Below are 21,045 nucleotides of genomic sequence, written 5' to 3' on the forward strand. Positions count from 1 at the left end.
GTCTTCTCCTACGCGACACACTAAGTCTTCGACCGCAATTTTGCCGGCAAATCCCGCGCGGACTCGTTAATCTCGGCCCAGGGATCGCCTGATGTAGTTAATAGTCCGGGAAGGGAAGAATAGTTCAAATCCTCGGGGGCGTCGATGGACTCGAGGTCTCGCCAATCAACTGGCGTCGAGGCCGGCAGGTTGGTGCGCGCCCGCAGCGAATAGGGCGCTGCTGCCGTGGCGCTGCGCGCATTGCGGTGAAAGTCGATGAAGATGCGCCGCTTGCGATTGTCCTTGCCCATGGTCGCGGTAAAGGTCTCGGGCGCGGCCGCCGCAATCTGGTTGGCAATGGCGCTTGTCGTCTGATGCACCTGCTTCCAACCCAGCTTGGGCTTGATCGGCACCACGATATGGAGCCCCCGCCCACCCGAGGTTTTCACAAACGGCACCAGCCCGTCATCCTCCAGCTGCCCCCGAATATGCACGGCCGCTTCCACCACCTCGCGCCAGCCGATGCCCTCGCCGGGATCGAGGTCAAAGACGATGCGGTCCGGCTTGTCGAGATGGCTCTTATGCGTGCCCCAGGTATGGAATTCGACCACCCCAAATTGCGCCAGCGCCAGAAATCCGCGCGCATCCGCCACGGTCAGGTAAGTCTTGGTTTCATCATCCGAATTCTTGGTTTCGAATGCCTCGATAGTTGGTGGCATGCCGGTAAAGGCGTGGCGCTGGAAGAAGCAGTCGGCTGGCTTTCCCGTCGGGCAGCGCACCAGCGAGACCGGCCGCCCGAACAGATGCGGCAGCATGTAGTCGCCGACCGCCGCGTAATAGACCGCGATATCCAGCTTGGTCGGCCCCGATTTGCCAAACAGCCGCCGCGTCGGATTGGTTACCCAGATCGTCGCGAGATCCGCATCCGAAATCAGCCGTTTGCGTGGCCCCGTTGTCGGCGTCGAGAGAGCCGCCTCGCGCAACCCCTTGAACACCGCGTGGCGCAGCGCATTGTCGGCGGTGCGGTTGGCATAATGGATCCGCGCCGACAGCATCGGCCGCACCCAGCGAATATCCTTCGGCGCGCCATCGAGCGGCACCGCGCCATCCTCCAGCGCTTCCAGCCGGCGTAACAGGCTCACCAGCGTCGCCGCATCAAACCCGGTCCCCACCTTGCCGCGATAGTGCAGTTCGCCATCCACCCACTCGCCCAGCGCCAGCGCTGCCAGCCCTTCGGCTGCCTGCGAGGTGGTGAAGCCAGCAATCACAAAGTCATCGACCTTGAGCGCCTTGGTCTTGGTCCAGGTGGTCGATCGTCCCGATTGATACGGCGCCGAGGCACGCTTGGAGACAATGCCCTCCAGCCCCAGCTCCGAGGCCCGCTCATAAAGCTCGCTCCCGCTCCCCGCCACATGGTCGCTGAGCTGGATTGCCGATGTGCCGCTTACATGCCCGCCCAGCAGCTGCGCCAGCAGCTGCTTGCGCTTTTCCAGCGCCACCTTGGTCAGGTCCCAGCCATCCAGATGCACCAGGTCGAACGCATAAAACACCAGGCTGTTGCCTGCGCCATTGGCCAGCGCATCCTGCAGCGCCGCAAACCGGCTGATGCCCTTGTCGTCGAGCACCACGATTTCCCCGTCGATCACCGCGCCCTTGCAGGGCAGGGGGGCAAATGCCTTGGGCAGCGTGCCGAAGCGATGCGTCCAGTCCAGCCCGCTGCGGGTGATCAGCTTCACCGCCCCGTCCTGCACATGCGCCATGGTCCGATAGCCATCGAACTTGATCTCGTGCAGCCAGTCGCCCCCATCCGGCGCCTTTGCTGCCGGGCTCGCCAATTGCGGTGCCAGCCGCTCCGGCATCGGTGCCGCCACGGCGCCCGCCAGCTTGCCCGGCACAATCCGCGCCACCCGCGCCGGCTTGACCACCGCGACCAGTTCCTCGATCCGCCGCCCGCTTTTGACACTCTCCGGCCGCGTCACCAGAATGTCGTTCTCGGTATCGACCGCCAGGTCATGTTCCTTGATCAGCAGCCAGCCCTGCTTGTCCTCACCCGGCCGCATCTTGAGCCGCGCCAGCATCCAGCCGCCATTGAGCTTTTCGCCCGCCAGCCGGAATTTGAACGCGCCCTTGCGCAGGCTCTTGTCCACATCGTCCATCGGCGCCCACACGCCTTTGTCCCAGACGATCATTGGCCCGCCGCCATATTCTCCCGCCGGGATCACGCCCTCGAAGTCGATATAGTCGAGCGGATGGTCCTCGGTCTCGACGGCAAAGCGCTTCTCGGCCGGGTCCAGCGATGGCCCCTTGGGCACCGCCCAGCTTTTCAACACCCCGCCGATTTCCAGCCGCAGGTCATAATGGTCGGCCGTGGCCGAATGCTTGTGCACCACGAACCGATTGCCCGCTTCGATCGCCTCGCCACCCGCGGGCTCCGCGGTCTTGGTAAAGTCTCGCTTGGCGCGATAGGTATCGAGCTTGGGCGTCATGCGGCTTACGCCTCGGGCACATAGGTGCCAACCCAGCGGAACACTTCGTCAAAAAACCGCTGCCGCGCCGGCTCCGGCGACAGCGCCAGATCATGGATGCCGTCCTGTATCCGCGCCACCGTCACCAGATTGCCCAGCCCCACGGCGCGCTCGGCGATATGCTCGACATTGAGCACGCTGTCGGTGCGGTCCAGCTTGTCATGCCAGCGCGTATGCGGCCCGCTCTCGGTCGAGGCACAAACCATCACGGGGCAGGCAATATCAAGCCCCGCATGCAGACGCGCATGCCCCCGCCGCACCGCACGCACCCAGCCCGCCAGTACCGGGAACCCCTTGAGCGGCTTGAGCCTCAGGTCATAATCCCAGTTGCCGCCGGTGCTCTTGTGGAGGCTCCGCCCATAATGCTCGCCCAGCGTGCTGACGGGCGTGCGCGCCGAGACAGCGCCGAACTTGTCGATCATCCAGGTGCCCAGCGTCCGCTCGAAATAGGTCCCATTGAGATCGAACCACGGACTGTTCAGCACCAGCGCATCGATGATCCCCGCCTCGCGCCGGTCGTGGCTCCAGAGGCTCGTAATCAGTCCGCCCGTTGAATGCCCCATCACCACCAGCACGCCATGGCCATAGTCCTCGCGGATGATCCGCGCAGCCGCGTCCAGCTCCTCGCCATAAACGCTGAGATCGGAGGTGTAATTTGGGGTCTGGTGGTCCAGCAGCGAACGGCCATACTTGCGCAGGTCCAGGGCATAGAACGCATATCCCTGCTGCTCCCACTGTTCCGCCATGTGCGTCTGGAAGAAGTAATCGACAAAGCCATGCACATAGAGCACGGCGCGCGTTGCCTTGGACCGCTCGGCCCGCTCCACCAGCGTCGCCACCACCGCGCCTTCCGCGTCCGGCGCCAATTCGATTGTCCGCGATACCCAGTCAGCGCCCAGAATATCCTGCATGACCGCACCTCCTTGCACTGCCATCCTAGTGTTCCCGGTTTGGCGACAAACGTCCAGTCATGGCAAAGCGGCTGCCCGATGCGGCGGACAGCCCCTGGTTCTAAAATTATGGCGGTGGTGACATGCCGCTTCCGACGCCGGCGCAACGGTGCCGATGTGGCATTGCCCTGAGCCTTAGTGGATACTGGCGCCGACGCCACCGCGCCGGCTGGCGTCGCTTGCCGCCGTCAGATGGCCGAGATGGGCAAGGCAATTGGAAAGGCGCAGCCAGGCCTTCTTTGATCCGGGATGATTGGTCAGCAGCCGGCGGTACAGTCTGCCTGCTCCGGTATAGTCGCCATTGTCTTCCAGCAATTGGCCATAGCGATAGAGCGCGTTGACATTGTCCGGCTCGATCGCCAGCACCTGCTTATAGGCGGTCGCTGCCTGCAGGACTCTGCCCTTGCGATGCAGCGCCGTGGCCCCTTCCACCACCACGGGCAGACTCCGCAGGTCCAGCCGTTCCCCCAGATTTTTCTGTGACCGCGTGGCGATGCGAAGGCATTGGAGGTCCAGCTGTTCCCCGGCGAACAGCCATTTATAGGGCTCGTCCCCGCGCATGAAATCGTAGCTGACAAAGCCCTGGTCGATCAGGTGGCGGATCGACCAGGCGTGCAGCAACAGGCCGGGCGATGCGCCCTCATAGGTCTCGTCGCGGCCAGTCATATAGAAATGTGCAGCCTTCTTTTGCCGGTCGAGAAAGCTTGCCAATCCCACCACCATGCGACCATTCCGGCGCAGCATCGGCATAAACAGGTCGCCGATACTGAAACTCTCGCGCAGCAACGCGGCGCTGCCTTTCAAAAGGGTCCGTGTCCGTGCTTCGCCCTTGCGGGCTGCCCATTTGCTGGCCCATAAAAATGACAGCCGCTCCATGTCGCCGTCGAAACTCTCGGCGCTCGGAAAGATGATGTCCATTTCGGGATCGGCCTCGAAGGCCCGCAGCAGCCGCCGCAATTTCTGCCGGGTATTGGCGCTGAGCTGGTCGAGATAACTGTCCCAGCTGTTGGGCAATCGCGCCCAGGGACAAACCAGGTTATTGACCCCATCGCGCTTGTTCACGCGTTCCTCGGTCTCAATGCCGAAAACCGCGCGCGGAAAATGCGCCGCCAGGTCGTGATAGCGCCGATCCCCCGCCGGCACATAGTCGAGATTGATTTCCCACCAATGCATCTGTTTCAGCCGCGCGGCAAAGGCCGACACCGCTGAGCGCTCCACTGTGGGTTCGGTGAGCATGCCGGTATAGTCGACGCTGTAATTGCCCGCCATGAACACCTCGTTGACATAGTGTCCATCCGGCCGCCGTACCGAGCCAAGCCGCAGCGGAAAGAAAGCTTGATAGGGATCCTTTCGCCGGTCGCCGCGCGCCGCCAGCACCAGCCATTGCGTGCCCAGCGTTGGCAGCCAGCCGCTCAGAAATCGGTGGGAAAGGAAGTAGCGAGCGAAGCTGTCAGCGGCATAAACCGCGTCCCATTGCTCACGCAATGCAGCAAAGCCCTCTGCGGTATCGATGAGATCAACGCGCATGTGTTGCCCCATGACTCAACTCGCCTCAAGTCACCCCGTGCTAGGACTAACGCTAACACCCTGTGATCGCAGCGAAAATAAACTGAGCGGTTTAATTGGATAGCTCTTTTGGGTGGGTCACGCCTGAATGTGATGCAGATGCAGGAAGCTCCAGATGTCCTTGTTCACCGCTCCGATGGCATGGATGGTTTCCTCGATCCGCGCCATCTCGGCATCGTCCAGCGCCTCGGTCTTGCCGTAGCGCAGGTCGTCATTGATGTCGGCAATCCGCATCAATTGGGTCGAGGCAACGCTGCCGGCTGCATCAAACGAATAGATGCAGTGATTGTACTTGTTGCGTAGACGGGCCTCGCGCCCCAGCCGCTTGGCAAAGCCAAGGACCTTGCTGCGGTCGTCGGCATTGGTACTGGGCAATTTCGCCAGCCGCTCGATCAGGTCGAGCCGCGCCCGGGTGGTGTTCAGCGTCAGAAAGACAACGATCGCCGCTTCCTTGCTCGTCCCCATGAGATGGGCAATCAGGTAGATGAACAGGCTTTCGGTATTGGTCCATACATAGTTGAGCCGTCCGACAAGCTGCAAAACTTCCTGCATGGCCGGCATGGCGCTAACCTTGGTCTTCCGGCGCCCCTCGGGTGCTCACAGGCGGCAGGGCTGCACGCGCCGGGGCTTTGGGGCGCCGCCGTCCGGCATCGGTCAGGTAGCTATTGGCTGCCTGGGTTCGGTTATGGACCCGTAGCTTGCGAATGATGTTGTGAACGTGAACCTTGACGGTATGTTCCGACAGGCTCATCCGCGCTGCGATGATCTTGTTCTGGCACCCCTCGGAAAGGTAGTTCAGCACCTCATGCTCGCGCCGGGTCAGGTCGTCGGCCACCTCGGTAACCGCCTCCATCAGCTCGGGCGAGACCGTCTCGCGTCGCTCCTCCGGGCCGCCAGTCTCGCTTGGTGCGGCCCAGCGGAAATTGCGCCGGACCAAAGCAGCCGGCAAATACTCCCCGCCGTTGAGCAGAAGCCACAGCGCTGCGATCCAGATCTTGAAGGATTGGTTGAGCGTCAGAATGCCTTGCACCAGGCGCTCGTTGAGAATGCGATCAAGGTCGGGGATCGGGTCTGTCGCCTTGTCCACCAGCAGAACTACGGCGGCATTGGCGTAGCGCTCGCGCGCTGCGATCAGGGTTGGCAGCAGATTGCTGAATGCCTCGCCATAAATCAGGACCAGCGCGATATCGCGGCCGTCCGCCGGCAGGCTTTGGGTGATCGTGGGAACATATCCCGGCAGGCTTTGCCGGGTTGCATGAACCAGGCCCTGGAACATGGCGTTTGACTCGGCGACGAACAGAATTCTGCGGGCGGCACCGTCGTCGATTGCGCCACCCACAAGATCGCTTGTGATGGTCGGATTATCTCCAGGATAGCCCATTCTCATCTGCCCCCAAATGGTGATTCAGCTGCGAGTGGCGAGCGAGGATAACGTAACTGGGTTTCTCACTAAGTATTAACTACATCAATTTAGGCCGCCACGGAACTTAACACTTCTGATTAGGTGAATCACTGCCGGATTAGCTCCCCTGAGTCATCGGGGTGTGAGTCGCCGGACGGGCCCCGGTTTCGTTGATGCCAGCGGCATGGGGCGGGGACTACTAGGGCCGATGAAATCGTCGATTCTTGAGTGAATTGAGACCCTTGACTGGCCTAGCTCGAATTGGCGTCTTTATCGTCTGGTCAAACATCAGCAGGATCACAACTGTCTCGGGTGGGCCTCGGGATGACGCGGTGCCAGACGGGTGCAGCGCCGGGCTTTCGATCCAAGCCGCCAGTTGGCGACAGTGATCGGTCCCCCATCATCGCCCACGGCAAGGTCAGTATTCCCAGCGTGCAGCCACTCGGTCCGTTTTCCGAGCGGGGATCACGCGTCGGTACACTACCGCTGCCGGTAACTGTCTGGCGGATTGGCATATAGCCCCTTGGAAATGAGTGGGGTCTTGCCTGCCGCTCCAGCGCGGAGGACGTCACTATGTCTCGCAATCGTCACAACCAGAACAACTACTATGATCCTCAGGACCAGGCTCAGGCCCAGGCCGAACTCCAGGCACAGCTGCAGGCCCAGGCCGAGCTGCAGGCCCAGGATCAGGACCAGAAGCAGGATCAAGATCAGGATCAGGACCAGAAGCAAGATCAGGATCAAGACCAGGGGCAAGGCCAGGGTCAGTGGCAGTCCAGTGAGAACGAAAATCTCAATGGCAATGGCAATCTGAACGGCAACCTCAATGGCAATCTGAACGCCAATGGCAACCTGAACTACAACGAAAACGTCAATGCGACCGACGTTGACGTTGATGTGAATGTCGACGTTGACCTCGACCTCGATGGCTACGAGCCGACCGATGACGACTTCGTCGATCTGGATATGAAGGATGTCGATTTCGACAACATGCTGATCACCAAGGACGGCGATATCGACTTCAACCCTGGTGATGACGTGAACTTCCAGGACATCTTCAATGATGCCTTCGGCTCGGGCGACCACAACTCCGCCTTCGCCATCAACCAGATCGCCGATCTTGTCGACAATGACAGCGTCGACAACATCAGCATGGACAACAGCGGCACTTACAATCTGAACTGGACCGCGACTGGCGGCGCTGCCACAGCCGGCGACGGCATCGGGCTTGGTGCAGGCGGTGGCAGTGACGGCTATGACTTCGCCCGCGGTGGCAACCACCATGACGATCCGAGCGGTGGCTGGAGCGTGGAAGCCGGTGACGACATCGCCGCATCGGCAGCAGCGAGTGCAGCAGCGTCGATCACCTCGAACGCCTTCTCCCAGGAAATCGTGGTGGGTGCCAATCTGCAGCAGAACGCTGTTGATGTCAGCATCGTCGGTGGCGACAGCAACTATGCCAGCGCCGGTGGGGACGACTCCGAGGCCTGACCTCCCCGCGGTTCTTTCCGCACCGCTACGCTAGGAAGGGCCTGCGCGATCACACCGCGCAGGCCTAATTGCCCCGGGCATACTGTTGCCCGGCACCCGAACGGCTGGGGGTTATCGCCATGCTAATGTTCAGTAATCGAGCTGAGGAAATCATCGCGCACTTTATCGGCCATTTCGATGTCCGGGTCGAGGAGATGCGCCAACGGCTGGACTATGCCGAGTTTGCCTTTCGCCACCGCGCCGACGAGCCAGCGGGCGATCTGGTCAATATCAGGTTGCACAACTTCCAGTTCGTGGCGGTGGCGCATCACGAGCCGGGCGTCGATCATGCCCCCAGGTTCTGGCATCCACAGGGCCACGCGCCCCTCGAAATGCGCTGGCCCGAACCCATTGATGTCCCGGTCTGGCGCGTGCCGCATGACTTCTGGTTTGATGGTGGCGTCCGTGTGTCCCACGGGCCCGTCAGCCACGACGCCGGCCACTTCTATCCCGGACCGGGCCAGGTCATTCTGGTCGCCCAGCAGCAAATTCTCCTGCATGACAATGACGTGGTGGTTCTGGGCGACGGCATTGCACCAGAGCTGGATCCCACACTCGCCGCGCGGCTGGACCAACTGGTGATCAGCGCCCTCAGTGTTGGCGCCGAACTGACCCAGCTCGATATGCCGCACAATGTTGCCGCCATCCCGGACTTCTTCGACGACGCTGCGGGGGCGATCCAGACACTTGCCAATGACGGAGCTCATGTCGTCGCCTCGGGTGCGTCCATCCAGGGCATCTACGTCAACGGCGTCGCGGTCGATGAGGCTCCCGGGCTCGATGACCTCTTGCCCGCCGTGTTCGACGAAAAAGTCATCGATGACGTGCCCGTAGTCTCCCACGCCACCAAGGAAATCACCGCGGCCCCTGAGGGCTCGCTGACCGTCCAGGCCGGCGCCAACCTGCTCAGCAACTCGGCCATCCTCACCAATACCGGGCTGATGGGGGGCGTCGTCGCGGTGGCCGGCAATGTCCACAGCATCGATGCCGTCATCCAGGTCAATGCCATCAGCGACAATGACAGTGGCCTGACTGACCTGGTCGATCCGACCCGCACCCAGTCAGCTGCCTACAATGTCGCCAACTTTCTCGCCAGCACGCCGGACGCCGACGTCAGGGGCATCGACCCCGACAGCGATGTCATGCCCGCTTCTTGGCAACTCAGCGTCATCGACGGCAACGCCATATTCATGCAGTGGATCACCCAGGTCACCTTCGCATACGACCACGACATCCACGTCCTGTCGCAGACCGGCGCCAACACGGTGCTCACTACCGGCGCCAATTTTGCCCAGAACATCGTCTCCTTCGAGGATCTGGGGTCCTATTACGACCTGATCCTGGTCGGGGGCAATCTGTACGACGCCAACGTGATCCTGCAGACCAATGTGCTGCTCGATGACGATACCGGCATGGGCGGCGGGGCAGGGGGCGGCAGCCACGGCAACCTGCTCTACAATTCCGCCACCATCGCCAATATCGGCGCCCAGAACTGGATCGAAGGCCTGCCGGCACACTATCTGGAGGCCATGGCCAATTTCGGCCATGGCAATTACCAGATGCCCGCCGGCTTTGGCGACGACGCCGGTTTTGCCGGTATCGAGGGGCTCTCGGTGCTGATCATCACCGGCGATGTCTACGATCTGCACTACATCAAGCAGGTCAATGTCCTGGGTGATGCCGACCATGTCGCCACTGCCGAAGCGGCGCTGCTTGATCCCTCGACCAGCGATTGGGACATCAGCACCGGCTCCAATGCCCTGCTCAATATCGCGGCCATTGTCGACGTCGATACCATGGGCGACGTCGCCTATGTCGGCGGCGATGTCTACTCCGATGCCATCCTGATCCAGGCCGAAATCCTGGGTGATTACACCGATCTCAGCTCCAATAATCCTGAAGCCCTCGCCAATGAAGCGGTGGCCTTTCTTGGTGACAATGACACTCACGACACTTGTGACGACGACCAGACCGTGACGCCGCACGCCGACAGTCCAACGCTCGACGTGATGCAATCGGTTCTTGCTTAGGCGATGGGGGAAAATATGCGCCGGTTTGATCTGGACGACACAACTGCAATGACCGGTGTTCCGGTTCCTGCGGCAGGCTCGCAACGGGCCCATGACGAAGCCGACAATCTGATGCATCAGATCGAGGCGGCCACCACGGTGCTGAAATCATTGGCCGGCATGCCAGTGCAGCCGCCACCACCTGAACCGCCACCGGCTCCTGCCGCCGCCGAACCAGCAACCCAGACGCCCGACGAACTTTACGAGCCCCCGGAAATTCCCACGCCTGAGCCATGGCGCACGCCATGGCCAGTCTTTGAGCCGGTCGCTCATGTCGGCGAAGTAACCGAAATGGCACCCCCTCCTATCGAGGCAAAGCCGGACCATGGCGCTCCGGTTTCGGTTTCACCCATGCCGCTATCGCCTTCACCCATGCCGCCATCGCCGCGGGAGGCCCAGGCAAGGGTCGAGCAGCCTCAACCCAAGCCAGAAGCCATACCCGTAGCCGTCGCTGCGACCCCCGCGGCAACGGCCCGGGTTTCGCAGCCGGAGGCTCGTGAGGAACAACGCCAGGACGGCTTCGCCGAGCCCCAGCGGCCCGGCGCCCCACTGGCGCCAACCATTGATCTTGACCGTGGTCCCATCCGCATCAATGAGGATGAAACCGACGATGGCGGCCCCGTCGGCCCCAAAGGGCCCAATGGTGGCGGCGGGGGTGGCGATGGCAATGGCAGCGGCAATTTCCATCGCCGCATGCAGCCTGTCAGCTTCGCTCAGGCCTACCATAACGCCGCCACCACGGTCCGCCGCAACCTGGCCCTGGTGTTGTTCTTCACTGTGTTCGTCAATGTGTTGGTGCTCGCCATCCCGATTTATCTGTTCCAGATGTCGGACCGCGTGCTCACCAGTCGCTCCACCGATACGCTGGTGATGCTGACCCTGTTTGTCATGGGCGCGGTGATCATTCAGGTTCTGCTCGACTCCACGCGCCGCTTCATCCTGATGCGCACCGCCGTCGAAGCTGAGGTGCAACTGGGCGCCCCCGTCCTCAGCGCCGCTGCCCGCGCCTCGCTCGGCAGCAATGGCCGTGAATATCAGACCCTGGGCGACCTGCAGCAGATCCGCTCGTTCCTCACCTCTGGAACCTTGCTGGCCTTTCTCGATGCGCCCATGGCGCCGCTCTTCGTTGCGGTGGTCTATATCATCCACCCCCAGCTCGGCTTCATCATCATCGTCTCCTCCCTGGTTTTGCTGGTCATTGCGGTCATCAACCAGCGGGTCACCGCCAAGCCCTTTGGCGAGGCCAATGGTTATCTCAGCCGCGCCAATTCCCACCTCGAATCCATGTCGCGCAATTCCCAGATCATCAACGCCCTGGCGATGATCCCCGAAGCCGTGCGCATCTGGGGCAAGGATACGGCCGGCTCGCTCAAATCCCAGGTGAAAGCCCAGGACCTCAACATCATGTTTGCCGGCATGTCCAAGGTCACCCGCCTCACCACGCAGGTGGCCGTTCTCGGCTGGGGCGCCTATCTCGCACTCGCCGGCAGCATTACCGGCGGCATGGTCATTGCCGCCTCGATTATCGCCGGTCGCGCCCTCGCTCCCATTGAAGGTGCCATCGAGGGCTGGAACCATGTAATCCAGGCCCGCTCTGCCATGGGCCGCATCAAGACGCTGCTGCAGAGCTCGCCCCTCAACTTCGCCCGCCTGCGCCTGCCCAATCCGCAGGGCCGCCTCGATGTCGAGCGCATCCTGTTCGTGCCGCCGCCCAACAAACGCGTCATCCTCAACGGCATTTCGTTCTCCCTGAAGCCCGGCGAGTCCATGGCGGTCATCGGCAATTCCGGCGCCGGCAAGACCACGCTTGGCAAGATGCTGGTCGGCTCCATCCTGCCCACGTCGGGCAATGTGCGGCTCGACCTGATGGACCTGCGCAACTGGGACCAGCGCCAGTTCGGCGAGAGCATCGGCTACCTTCCGCAGGACGTGCAGCTCTTCCCTGGCTCCATCAAGGCCAATATCGGCCGCATGCGCGACGACGTCTCCGATGCCTCTATCTACGAGGCGGCCATGCTCGCTGACGTCCATGAGCTGATTTCGACGCTGCCGCAGGGCTACGAAACCTTCGTCGCCGCCGATGGATCGCCGCTGTCTGGTGGGCAGAAGCAGCGCGTCGCCCTGGCCCGCGCCTTCTTTGGCAATCCCAAGCTGGTGGTGCTCGACGAGCCCAATTCCAATCTCGACACGCAGGGCGAGATGGCTCTCGCCAACGCCCTCAAAAGCGCCAAGAGCCGCAACATCACTGTGGTGACCATCACCCAGCGCCCCTCGCTGCTGAACTGCGTCGACAAGATCATGGTGCTCAACAATGGCAGCGTGACCCTGTTCGGTTCTCGCAACGACGTCATGCGCAGTCTGGCCCGCCAGCGCAAAGGCAATTCCGACATCGCTCCGCCTTCTGCTGCCAATGAAGACAATGGAGGCGGCGATGAGTGATATTCCAGCCAGCGGCCCCAGCGAATTGACCTGGTACGGCGAAGTCCCGCGCTCGATCAGGCGGCCGATGATTTTTGGCCTTGCCATTGTCGGAGTGGCCTTTGGCGGCTTCGGCGTCTGGGCGTCCACCGCCCCACTGGCTGCTGCTGTGATTTCCGCCGGCAGTTTTGTCGCTACCGGGGAAAACAAGATTATCCAGCATCTCGAAGGCGGCATCATCAAGGATCTCGGGGTCCGCGAAGGCGATCTGGTCGCCGCCGATCAGGTGGTGATGACCCTCGATGAAACCTCTGCACTTTCGGGCGAACAGCAATTGCGCCTGCGTCAGGTGCGACTCGAAGCCATCCGCGCACGCCTGGCGGCGCAGGTCTCGGGTGCTCGTCAATATGCTTCCCCCGACATTGCCGTCGATGCCGATCTGCAGATCGAGGTCGCGGAAATCGCAGCCAGCCAGCGGGCGCATTTCCAGGCCTGGCGCGACAAGCTCGACAATGACCTGCAACTCTACGAGCAGAACATTGCCGGCCTGGAATTCCGCCATGCTGGCGAGCAATCCCAACTGGACTCGATGATGGCGCAGCGTGACCTGTTGATCGCAGAGATGCAGTCCAAGGCCACGCTGCTCGATAAGGGCCTGGTCACCCGTTCCGAGGTCTTTGAAGTCCAGCGCGCCGTCGCCGATGCCGACGGCGACATTGCCCGGCTGCAGGCCGAAATGCAGGAGATCGAAGCCCAGATCCTCAAGTTCCGCGGTGAGATGGTGCAGACGACCGGCGCGGCCCAGAATGCCTCGCTGCAGGAGATGCAGGCCGTCGAAACCGAGCTGGACACCGTCAGCGAACAGATGCGGCAGGCCCGCAGCGTTCTCTCCCGCACCCAGATCAAGTCGCCGGTCGCCGGCACCGTCATTCGGCTCTATTACCACACGACCGGCGGCGTCGTGGAAAGCGGCAAGCCGATCATGGAGATCCTGCCCAGCGGCGTGCCGCTGATCATCGAAGCCCCGATTTCCCGCAACCAGATCGATGACGTCAAACAGGGGCAGGAGGCCACGGTCCGCCTCACCGCCCTCAATCAGCGCGTCACTCCGGTCCTAAGTGGCACCGTGTTCTACGTCTCGGCAGATTCGCTGCCCGATACCAGCGCCGGCCAGAGTGGGCGCGAAGTCTATCTGGCCCGCGTCAGCGTCTCCGCCGAGCAGATCGCCCGCGTACCGGGGTTCAGCCCGACCCCGGGCATGCCCGCCGAAATCATGATCCAGACGACCGAGCGCACCTTCCTGGAATACCTGATGAAGCCGGTCGCCGACAGCATGAGCCGTGCCTTTAGAGAGAACTGACCGCAATCAGTTCGGCGCAGCTCAGTCTTGCCGGTCCATGCCCCCATGGACCGGCAAGATGTCTTCGGCGTGTCATATGCCGGATGTCTGGCTCATCCCGCCACGCAGTATTTTCCGGCCTCGGTAATTGATCACTTTTGCCGCTGGCTTATTGCCTTGTAATCCGCAAAGGTTGGATAGTGATTGATCTGGCAGGTTTGAGAGATACGCGGTCGCCGCAATGATGCGGCGGCAACGAGAATTGTTATTTCAAGCGACCATGGGATCTGGATATTTCTTATGCCATCGACGATGTCTCTCGTCAGACTGGAGTTGGCGCGCGAATTGACTGACAGGGCGGAGGTGGAAAGCCACGCCTATGACCTGCACTTGCCACTGTCCGATGCGGGCCGGATTGATGTGTCAGACTGGCGTCGCGACCCCGCGCGCTGCCAGGTTACCCGCATCCGTCCCGGCGAAGCGGCGACCCGGGCACGGATCCTGTTCGTCAATGGCGGGACCTGGGCGCTCGATTTCCTCAATCACAATAGCCACGACGGCGAGGTCGGCTTCCGTCTCTCCAGCGACAAGTTCCTTGAAGGTGAATACGTCTCCATCCGCGAGGACGACGGCCGCATGCACCTGTTCCGCATCACACTCGTCCGCGCTCTGTAGCCCCGGCCGAGCCTTGGCTCTGGCCCGGCCGAGCGCTGGCTCTGCCCCAGCCGAGCGGAGCATGAAGCCATTGCGGCGCCGGGCCTTGCCGTTTCTAGCTCTCGCGCGAGCGGAAGCGGCGCTGATAATCGGGATCGTACAGCGCGCTTTCACGGAACCCTTCGGCGGCCAAAGTCTGCCCCACAAAGATTATGGCCGTCCGCTCGATTGGCGCCTGCGCCACCTTGGCTTCGATATCGCCCAGCGTCCCCCGCACGATCCGCTCATCGGGCCATGACGCATGCACCACGATCGCCACCGGGCAATCCACGCCATAAAGCGGCGTCAGTTCCGCCACCACCCGGTCCAGCGCATGAATGGCCAGATGGATCGCCAGCGTCGCCCCCGTCGCGCCAAACCCCGCCAGCGTCTCGCTGCCTGGCATGGGCGATGCCCGCCCGGAAACCCGCGTCAGCACCAGGCTTTGCGCCACGGCCGGAATGGTCAGCTCACGCCCCAGCGCCGCCGCTGCCGCCGCAAAAGCCGGCACGCCCGGCGTCAGCGTATAGTCGATCCCCAGCCGCTCCAGCCGCCGGATCTGCTCGGCCACCGCGCTCCACACCGACAAATCCCCCGAATGCAGCCGCGCCACATCCAGCCCGGCGGCATCTGCTGCCACATATTCCGCCTCGATCTCGTCCAGCGAGAGCGGCGCCGTGTCCACCAGCCGCGCCCCCGGCTTGCACCAGCCCAGCATCTCAGCCGGCACAATCGAGCCCGCATAGAGACACACCGGGCACCGCGCCAAGAGATCGCGCCCGCGCACGGTAATCAGGTCGGCCGCGCCCGGGCCGGCGCCGATGAAATGTACCGTCATGGCTTGGTCCAAACCCATTGTGTGATCGGCATGGCCGGCCGCCAGCCCGTCATGCTGCCGATCTCGGTCGCCCGCGCAATATCAATCCGCGTCAGGCCCCCACCCAGATCCGCATGCCGCGCCAGCAGCACTGCTTCCATTTCGGTGGTCACCGCATTGGCGACCAGTCGGCCGCCAGCGGGCAGGGCGGCTATGGCAGCCTCCACAAGTCCCGGCTCGCTGCCGCCGCCGCCAATGAACACCGCATGCGGCTGTGGCAAGTCCACCAGCGCCCCTGGCGCAGTGCCTTCAACAACCCGCAAATCCGGCACCCCAAACGCCTGTGCATTGCGGCCAATGCGCGCCACCCGCTCGCCATCCGCCTCAATGGCAATCGCCTTGAGGCTTGGGTCCGCCAGCATCCATTCAATCGCCACCGAGCCCGATCCGGCCCCGATATCCCACAGCAATTCGCCCCGCCGCGGTGCCAGTGCCGATAGCGTCAGCGCCCGCACTTCGCGCTTGGTGATCTGCCCGTCATGCTCGAACAGCCCGTCATCGCGCCCCGCCGCCATCGGCAGCACCCGCGCCCCCGGCAGCGCCACTACCGTCACTGCGCAGACATTGAGCGTTTGCACATCATCCAGCGCAAAGCCCATCGCTACCTGCGAACGGATGCGCTCATCCGGCCCGCCTAGCGCTTCCAGCACCGTGACAATCGAAATCCCGAATCCTGCGGCATTGAGCAGTTGCGCCAGCGCCGCCGGTCCATGCTCATCGGAGGTCAGCGCCAATATCCGCGCGCCATTATGCAGATGCGGCCGGATCAGATCGAGCGGCCGCCCATGCAGCGACAGGCTCACCACCTCGGCCAGCGGCCAGCCCAATCGCCCCGCCGCCAGCGTGAACGCCGAAACCTGCGGGATCACATCCATCTCCGATGCATCGATATGCCGCGATAGTGTCGCCCCGACGCCATAGTGAAATGGATCGCCCGATGCCAGCACGCAGACGCGCCGATTGCGTTCCGCCACCACGGCCTCGACCGACCGCGAAAACGGGCTCAACCAGCTGCGGCTCTCGCCCGTGATCGCCGCCGCCGCCAATTCCAGATGCCGCTCGCCGCCAAACACGATCTCTGCCCCGGCAATTGCCTGCCGCGCCCGCTCGCCCAGCCCGGCGAGGCCATCCTCGCCAATGCCAACGATCGACAGCCACTTCATCGCCGCTCTCCAATCGAGCGCGGCGAATAGACCAGCGGCGCCCGGTCCGGCCGCTCGATCACCCGCGTTTCCGCCGAGCCGATGATCACGCAGGTCGCCATGTCAGCCTGCTTGGCATCGGCATCGGCCAGCGTCACCACGCTCATGCGTTCATCCGGCCGCCCCGCCGCCCGCCCAAAGATCACCGGCGTCGTCCATGGCAGCACTTCGCGCAGGATCGCAAAAGCCGTCCCCAGCTGCCACGGCCGCGCCTTGCTGATTGGATTATAGAGCGCAATCACCAGCCCCGCCGTCGCCACGGCCCGCAACCGCTGCTCGATCACCGTCCAGGGCTTTAGATTATCCGACAGCGAAATCGCGCAGAAATCATGCCCCAGCGGCGCCCCGCTGCGGGCTGCCACGCTCAGCATCGCCGTCACGCCCGGCACGATCACGAGGTCGATTTCGCGCCACGGGCCCGGCCCATCCTCAATCGCTTCGCACACCGCCGCCGCCATTGCGAACACCCCGGGATCGCCCCCGGAAATGACGCAGACATGCTCGCCCGCCGCCGCCGCCTTCAGCGCCGCCTTGGCCCGGCTCAGCTCTTCGCGATTGTCCGAGGCCACCCGCCGCTGATCATCCCGCAGCTCCAGCCGGTCGAGATAGGGCCCATAGCCAAAAAACACCCTCGCTGCCGCCACGGCCGCGCTGGCCTCGGGTGTCACCTGCTCGGGACTGCCGGGCCCCAGCCCGACGACGACCAGTTTGCCGCTCATGGCCTGTGGCTCCAGCCCGGCACCAGGATCAGCGCGAAATACGGCGCCACATCATCGGCCTTGTCAGCCAGCCGCATCGATAGCCCATTGGCCATGGTCCCGCGCTCGACATAGACCGCCGTTTCCAGCCGCCCCGCCGCCGCAATCGCCCGCCTGATCTTGGCCAGGTTGCGCCCCACCTTCATGATCACCGCCCCATCGCTATCACCCAGCCGGCGCAGCAACTCGGCCTCATCTAGTGTGCCCGGCAGCACCGCCAGGATATCGTCGCCCTGCACCAGCGGCAGCCCCGCCGCCGACCAGCATCCCGACATCGCCGTAATCCCCGGTATCACCTCGGTCGGATAAGTCGACGCCAGCCGCACATGCAGATGCATATAGGAGCCATAGAACAGCGGATCGCCCTCGCTCAGCACCGCCACATTGCGCCCCGCATCCAGATGCGCCGCAATCCGCGCGGCCGAGGCCTCGTAAAACGCTTCCATCTGCGATTTGTAATCGTCGTGATGGCGCTCGATCTCGGTGGTCACCGGATAGTCCAGCGCCTCCTCGATCTGCTCGGCAGCGATCAGATCCGCCACGATCCGCCGCGCATTGCTGGCATTGCCCGCCTTGGCGAAATACGCCACCACATCGGCCCGCTCGATTGCCCGCGCCGCCTTGAAAGTCAGCAGCTCCGGATCACCCGGCCCGGTGCCCACGCCATAAAGCTGGCCACTCATAGACCGGGCCTCGCCAATGCATTGAGCGCCGCCGCCGTAATCGCGCTGCCCCCCAGCCGCCCGCGCACGATGGCATAGGGCACGCCATAGGAATTCTCCGCCAGCGCCGCCTTGGATTCCGCCGCGCCGACAAAGCCCACCGGCATTCCCAGGATTGCCGCCGGCTTGGGCGCGCCATCGCGCAGCATTTCCAGCAGGTGGAACAGTGCCGTCGGCGCATTGCCGATGGCCACCACCGATCCGGCTAGCCGCTCAACCCACAGATGCAGCGCCGCCGCCGAGCGCGTATTGCCGATCTCGGCCGCGATCACCGGCGTCTGCGGATCGCGCAGCGTGCAGATCACTGCATTGTTCGCCGGCAATCGCGCTGCCGTCACCCCGCGCGACACCATTTCGGCATCGCAAAAGATCGGCGCGCCGGCCCCGAGAGCCGCCCGCGCCGCCGCCACGAAGCCGGGGCCAAATTCAAAAAACTGCGCCGCTTCGACCATGCCGGCGGCATGCACCATGCGCACCGCCAGTTCGGCCTCATCAGGCGCAAAGCCGCTCAGATCGGTCTCGGCCCGGATCATGGCAAAGGACTGGGTGTAGATGGCGTCGCCATCCTTGATGTAGTCGTAGTCGGTCATTGTCATCCCTGCCGGACCGCCGCCACTATGGCCGCGTCGCCGAGCCGCTTGAAGCACGCTGCCACCGTTTCGCCCAGCGCGCGATTGTCGCGCCACAGGCCCGCCAGCTGCATTATGACCGGCTCGATAGCGTCAGCGCCGAATTGCGCCAGCGGCTTGTCGCCTGCCGTGGCCCCGATGACAAGCCCGCAGCCCACCTCGCCCCCAACCAGCGTCAGCAGTGCCGCCCGCGGATGCGCGCAGCCCTTGGCGCAACCCGAAACATGCAGCTCAAACGAGCCATCAAACAATTCCTGCTCCAGCGCCGCCAGGCGTCCCGCAACCACCCGCGCCGGCACCAGGCCCGATGCACAGCCCGCGCTACCTATACAGGCGCTGATCTTCAGCCGCCCATCCCGCTCGGCGGTGATAAGACCCAGCCCTGCCGCATCGGCCAGAAATCCCCGGGCTGCGGTTTCATCTTGTGTCAGCCCCAGCAGGCAATGATCCGGCGCCAGCTTGAATTCGTCGATCCCACGCGCCCGCGCCGCCTCAGCCAATCGCGCCAGCGCTACGCCATCCGCCGCCCCAAAACTCAGCGTCACCCGCGCCGCGCATCGTCCATCCTTGAGCGCCGTGATCGTGCGGGGCAGGGCAGTTCCCGCCACAAAATCATCATCGGCCCGCACCATTCCCGCAACCGCCGCTCGCGCCGCATCGACGGGAACGGTTCGCCCCCGCGCCTGCCGTCCAAGCTCCGCAATCAGCGCCAACCATGCCGTTACCGCCCCAGCCGCATCCTCTGTCGCCACGATCCCGAGCGGCGTCTTCGCCAACCCAATCCGCCAATTGTCCCGATCAATCGCCACCAGCCGGACATCCGCAGCCAGCGCCGCCAATCCCGATCCAGCGGCGCTATCGATGACCACCGTCACCTTCGGCCCCAGCCGCGCCTGCAATCCAGCACTGCCCTGCCGAACCATCGCCGCCATGGCCAGCGCATCGCCGCGCTCGTCGGGATCGAGCCCGCTCAGTGGCCCAATCTCGATCGGTATCCCCGTCTCGATCGCCACCACGCTCTCAACCGCACTGGCAAATTCCGGCACGCTCTCGGCGCGCAGCCCCCGCACCTGCAGATTGCCCCGTGCCGTCACCTCGACCAGCCCATTGCCATAGCGGCCCGCCAGCCCGGCAATCCCAGCCAATTGCTCCGGCGTCAGTTCCCCACCCACCGGCCGCAGCCGCGCCAGCAGCCCGTCACCCGTTTGCATCGGCGCCCGCAGCGTCGGACATTCCCCCCGCCGCCGCCCTGGCGATAGCAATGCTGTCTGGCTCACATCACAGGTCCACTTCATCTCCCCGATCTGTATACGATCAGGGCAGGGCACACAAAGCGCCTGCCACGCGCCGGTCCCTTCCGCGCCCAACCACGCTGCTAAACCACGGCGTCATTCCCGCGCAGGCGGGGGAATCCATTCCACCTCTTCCGTGCACCCAAGAATGGACTCCCGCCTACGCGGGAGTGACCCGGATGAACCAAACCAACCCGATCCCTCCCACCCTCCGATCTGTCCCCTCCCCCTCGAGGGGGAGGGCTAGGGTGGGGGCGCTGCGCCAAGCGCAATCACCCCCGCTCCCGCAACAAATACACATCCATGATCCACCCATGCTGGTCCCGCGCCGCTTGCCTCGTGTCGATGATCTCCCCCGCCACGTCCCCCAACCGGCCGCTGATCAAAATTTCGTCCGCCGTCCCCAGATAGGCTCCCCAGAAAATCTCCAGCTCCGGGTCCTGGCCCAGAAACGCCGTCTGCCCGTCCAGCATCACCACGCTATCGCCTTGCGGACCCAGCTCCGCCAGCCGCCGCCCGGTGGTCATCTGCACCGGTTCACCCACCCGGTTGAGCGCAATGCCATGCGCTGCCGTCAGCGCCTGGATGCTGGTAATCCCCGGAATGATCGAGACGCGAAACGCCCCCGGCATCGCCGCGCGCACCCGTTCCAATATGCGGATCGTGCTGTCATAAAGCCCTGGATCCCCCCAGACCAAAAACGCCCCAGTGCCCCCGTCCGGCACCTGTGCCAGCAGCTCCGCAAACTGACCCGCCAGCGCCTCATGCCAGGCGTCCACGCGCGCCTTGTAGTCGGCAATCGCCGGGTTCCGCACCGGCGGTTCATAGTCGATGATCCCGGCCGCATTGGTCACGTAGCGCCGGCAGATCTCGCGCCGCACATCCGCCAATTCGCTCTTGCCCGCTCCCTTATCGGGAATGAACAGGGCATCGGCGCGGTTGAGCGCATTGATGGCCTGCATGGTCACATGCTCCGGATTGCCGGTGCCGATCCCCACGATCTCGACTGTTTTCATCGTTGCCGCCTCGCGCTGGTTACCTCCGGCAGATGCCACGGACCGCTTCCGGCCACAAGGCAGTTGACTTCCGCCCCA

At 63.6% G+C, this 21,045-nt stretch carries 17 protein-coding genes; 5 read left to right on the forward strand and 12 right to left on the reverse strand.

Annotation, left to right across the window (positions count from 1 at the left end):
- Positions 1-20: 20 nt before the first annotated feature.
- From ligD to BUA69_RS03020, 5 genes are all read right to left on the reverse strand, one after another.
- The gene (gene ligD, locus BUA69_RS03000; RefSeq protein ID WP_046136354.1) at positions 21-2,465 is read right to left on the reverse strand and encodes a DNA ligase D; all 2,445 of its coding nucleotides are present in this window, start codon (positions 2,463-2,465) and stop codon (positions 21-23) included.
- 5 nt (positions 2,466-2,470) lie between these two features.
- Positions 2,471-3,415 (reverse strand): alpha/beta hydrolase, encoded by a 945-nt coding sequence (locus tag BUA69_RS03005; RefSeq protein WP_143154387.1) that lies wholly within the window; start codon positions 3,413-3,415, stop codon positions 2,471-2,473.
- A 174-nt stretch (positions 3,416-3,589) separates the two neighbouring features.
- Positions 3,590-4,981 carry a GNAT family N-acetyltransferase gene (locus BUA69_RS03010; protein WP_052950693.1) on the reverse strand — a complete coding sequence of 464 codons (1,392 nt, stop codon included), beginning with the start codon at positions 4,979-4,981 and terminating at the stop codon, positions 3,590-3,592.
- A 117-nt stretch (positions 4,982-5,098) separates the two neighbouring features.
- A complete protein-coding gene (locus BUA69_RS03015; protein ID WP_046136353.1) occupies positions 5,099-5,581 on the reverse strand; it encodes a hypothetical protein in 483 nt (160 codons plus the stop codon).
- Between the two features lie 4 nt (positions 5,582-5,585).
- On the reverse strand, positions 5,586-6,359 hold the full coding sequence (locus tag BUA69_RS03020; RefSeq protein ID WP_160300148.1) for a helix-turn-helix transcriptional regulator: 774 nt from the start codon (positions 6,357-6,359) through the stop codon (positions 5,586-5,588).
- Positions 6,360-6,995: 636 nt separating this feature from the next.
- On the opposite strand from BUA69_RS03020, the gene BUA69_RS20885 reads away from it, so the two are divergent.
- The 5 genes from BUA69_RS20885 (at position 6,996) to BUA69_RS03045 (ending at position 14,453) form a co-directional block, all read left to right on the forward strand.
- Positions 6,996-7,913 (forward strand): hypothetical protein, encoded by a 918-nt coding sequence (locus BUA69_RS20885; protein ID WP_052950692.1) that lies wholly within the window; start codon positions 6,996-6,998, stop codon positions 7,911-7,913.
- Positions 7,914-8,032: 119 nt separating this feature from the next.
- Positions 8,033-9,982: a hypothetical protein gene (locus BUA69_RS03030; protein ID WP_143154389.1), complete on the forward strand. Its 1,950-nt coding sequence runs from the start codon at positions 8,033-8,035 to the stop codon at positions 9,980-9,982.
- Between the two features lie 330 nt (positions 9,983-10,312).
- The gene (locus tag BUA69_RS03035; RefSeq protein ID WP_425283951.1) at positions 10,313-12,460 is read left to right on the forward strand and encodes a type I secretion system permease/ATPase; all 2,148 of its coding nucleotides are present in this window, start codon (positions 10,313-10,315) and stop codon (positions 12,458-12,460) included.
- Positions 12,453-13,799 carry an HlyD family type I secretion periplasmic adaptor subunit gene (locus tag BUA69_RS03040; protein ID WP_046136470.1) on the forward strand — a complete coding sequence of 449 codons (1,347 nt, stop codon included), beginning with the start codon at positions 12,453-12,455 and terminating at the stop codon, positions 13,797-13,799. The genes BUA69_RS03035 and BUA69_RS03040 overlap by 8 nt, the downstream gene beginning before the upstream one ends.
- A gap of 324 nt (positions 13,800-14,123) precedes the next feature.
- On the forward strand, positions 14,124-14,453 hold the full coding sequence (locus BUA69_RS03045; RefSeq protein ID WP_143154390.1) for a hypothetical protein: 330 nt from the start codon (positions 14,124-14,126) through the stop codon (positions 14,451-14,453).
- A 94-nt stretch (positions 14,454-14,547) separates the two neighbouring features.
- Here BUA69_RS03045 and cobM read toward each other — a convergent pair whose 3' ends face one another.
- The 7 genes from cobM to cobF all read right to left on the reverse strand — a co-directional run bounded on the left by cobM (position 14,548) and on the right by cobF (position 20,967).
- Complete coding sequence (cobM, locus tag BUA69_RS03050; protein ID WP_046136349.1) at positions 14,548-15,309, reverse strand: precorrin-4 C(11)-methyltransferase; 762 nt, start codon at positions 15,307-15,309, stop codon at positions 14,548-14,550.
- A complete protein-coding gene (locus tag BUA69_RS03055) occupies positions 15,306-16,511 on the reverse strand; it encodes a bifunctional cobalt-precorrin-7 (C(5))-methyltransferase/cobalt-precorrin-6B (C(15))-methyltransferase (RefSeq protein WP_046136348.1) in 1,206 nt (401 codons plus the stop codon). The genes cobM and BUA69_RS03055 overlap by 4 nt, the downstream gene beginning before the upstream one ends.
- Positions 16,508-17,269, reverse strand: a complete 762-nt coding sequence (locus BUA69_RS03060) for a precorrin-3B C(17)-methyltransferase (protein WP_046136347.1) — start codon at positions 17,267-17,269, stop codon at positions 16,508-16,510. The genes BUA69_RS03055 and BUA69_RS03060 overlap by 4 nt, the downstream gene beginning before the upstream one ends.
- On the reverse strand, positions 17,266-17,991 hold the full coding sequence (locus BUA69_RS03065; protein WP_046136346.1) for a precorrin-2 C(20)-methyltransferase: 726 nt from the start codon (positions 17,989-17,991) through the stop codon (positions 17,266-17,268). The genes BUA69_RS03060 and BUA69_RS03065 overlap by 4 nt, the downstream gene beginning before the upstream one ends.
- Positions 17,988-18,620, reverse strand: a complete 633-nt coding sequence (locus BUA69_RS03070; protein ID WP_046136345.1) for a precorrin-8X methylmutase — start codon at positions 18,618-18,620, stop codon at positions 17,988-17,990. The genes BUA69_RS03065 and BUA69_RS03070 overlap by 4 nt, the downstream gene beginning before the upstream one ends.
- Positions 18,621-18,622: 2 nt before the next feature.
- On the reverse strand, positions 18,623-19,870 hold the full coding sequence (locus tag BUA69_RS03075) for a nitrite/sulfite reductase (RefSeq protein WP_052950691.1): 1,248 nt from the start codon (positions 19,868-19,870) through the stop codon (positions 18,623-18,625).
- 353 nt (positions 19,871-20,223) lie between these two features.
- Complete coding sequence (cobF, locus tag BUA69_RS03080; protein WP_046137327.1) at positions 20,224-20,967, reverse strand: precorrin-6A synthase (deacetylating); 744 nt, start codon at positions 20,965-20,967, stop codon at positions 20,224-20,226.
- Positions 20,968-21,045: the final 78 nt, after the last annotated feature.

The organism is Devosia limi DSM 17137 (assembly GCF_900128975.1).
In the GTDB taxonomy this organism is placed as follows: Bacteria; Pseudomonadota; Alphaproteobacteria; order Rhizobiales; family Devosiaceae; genus Devosia; species Devosia limi.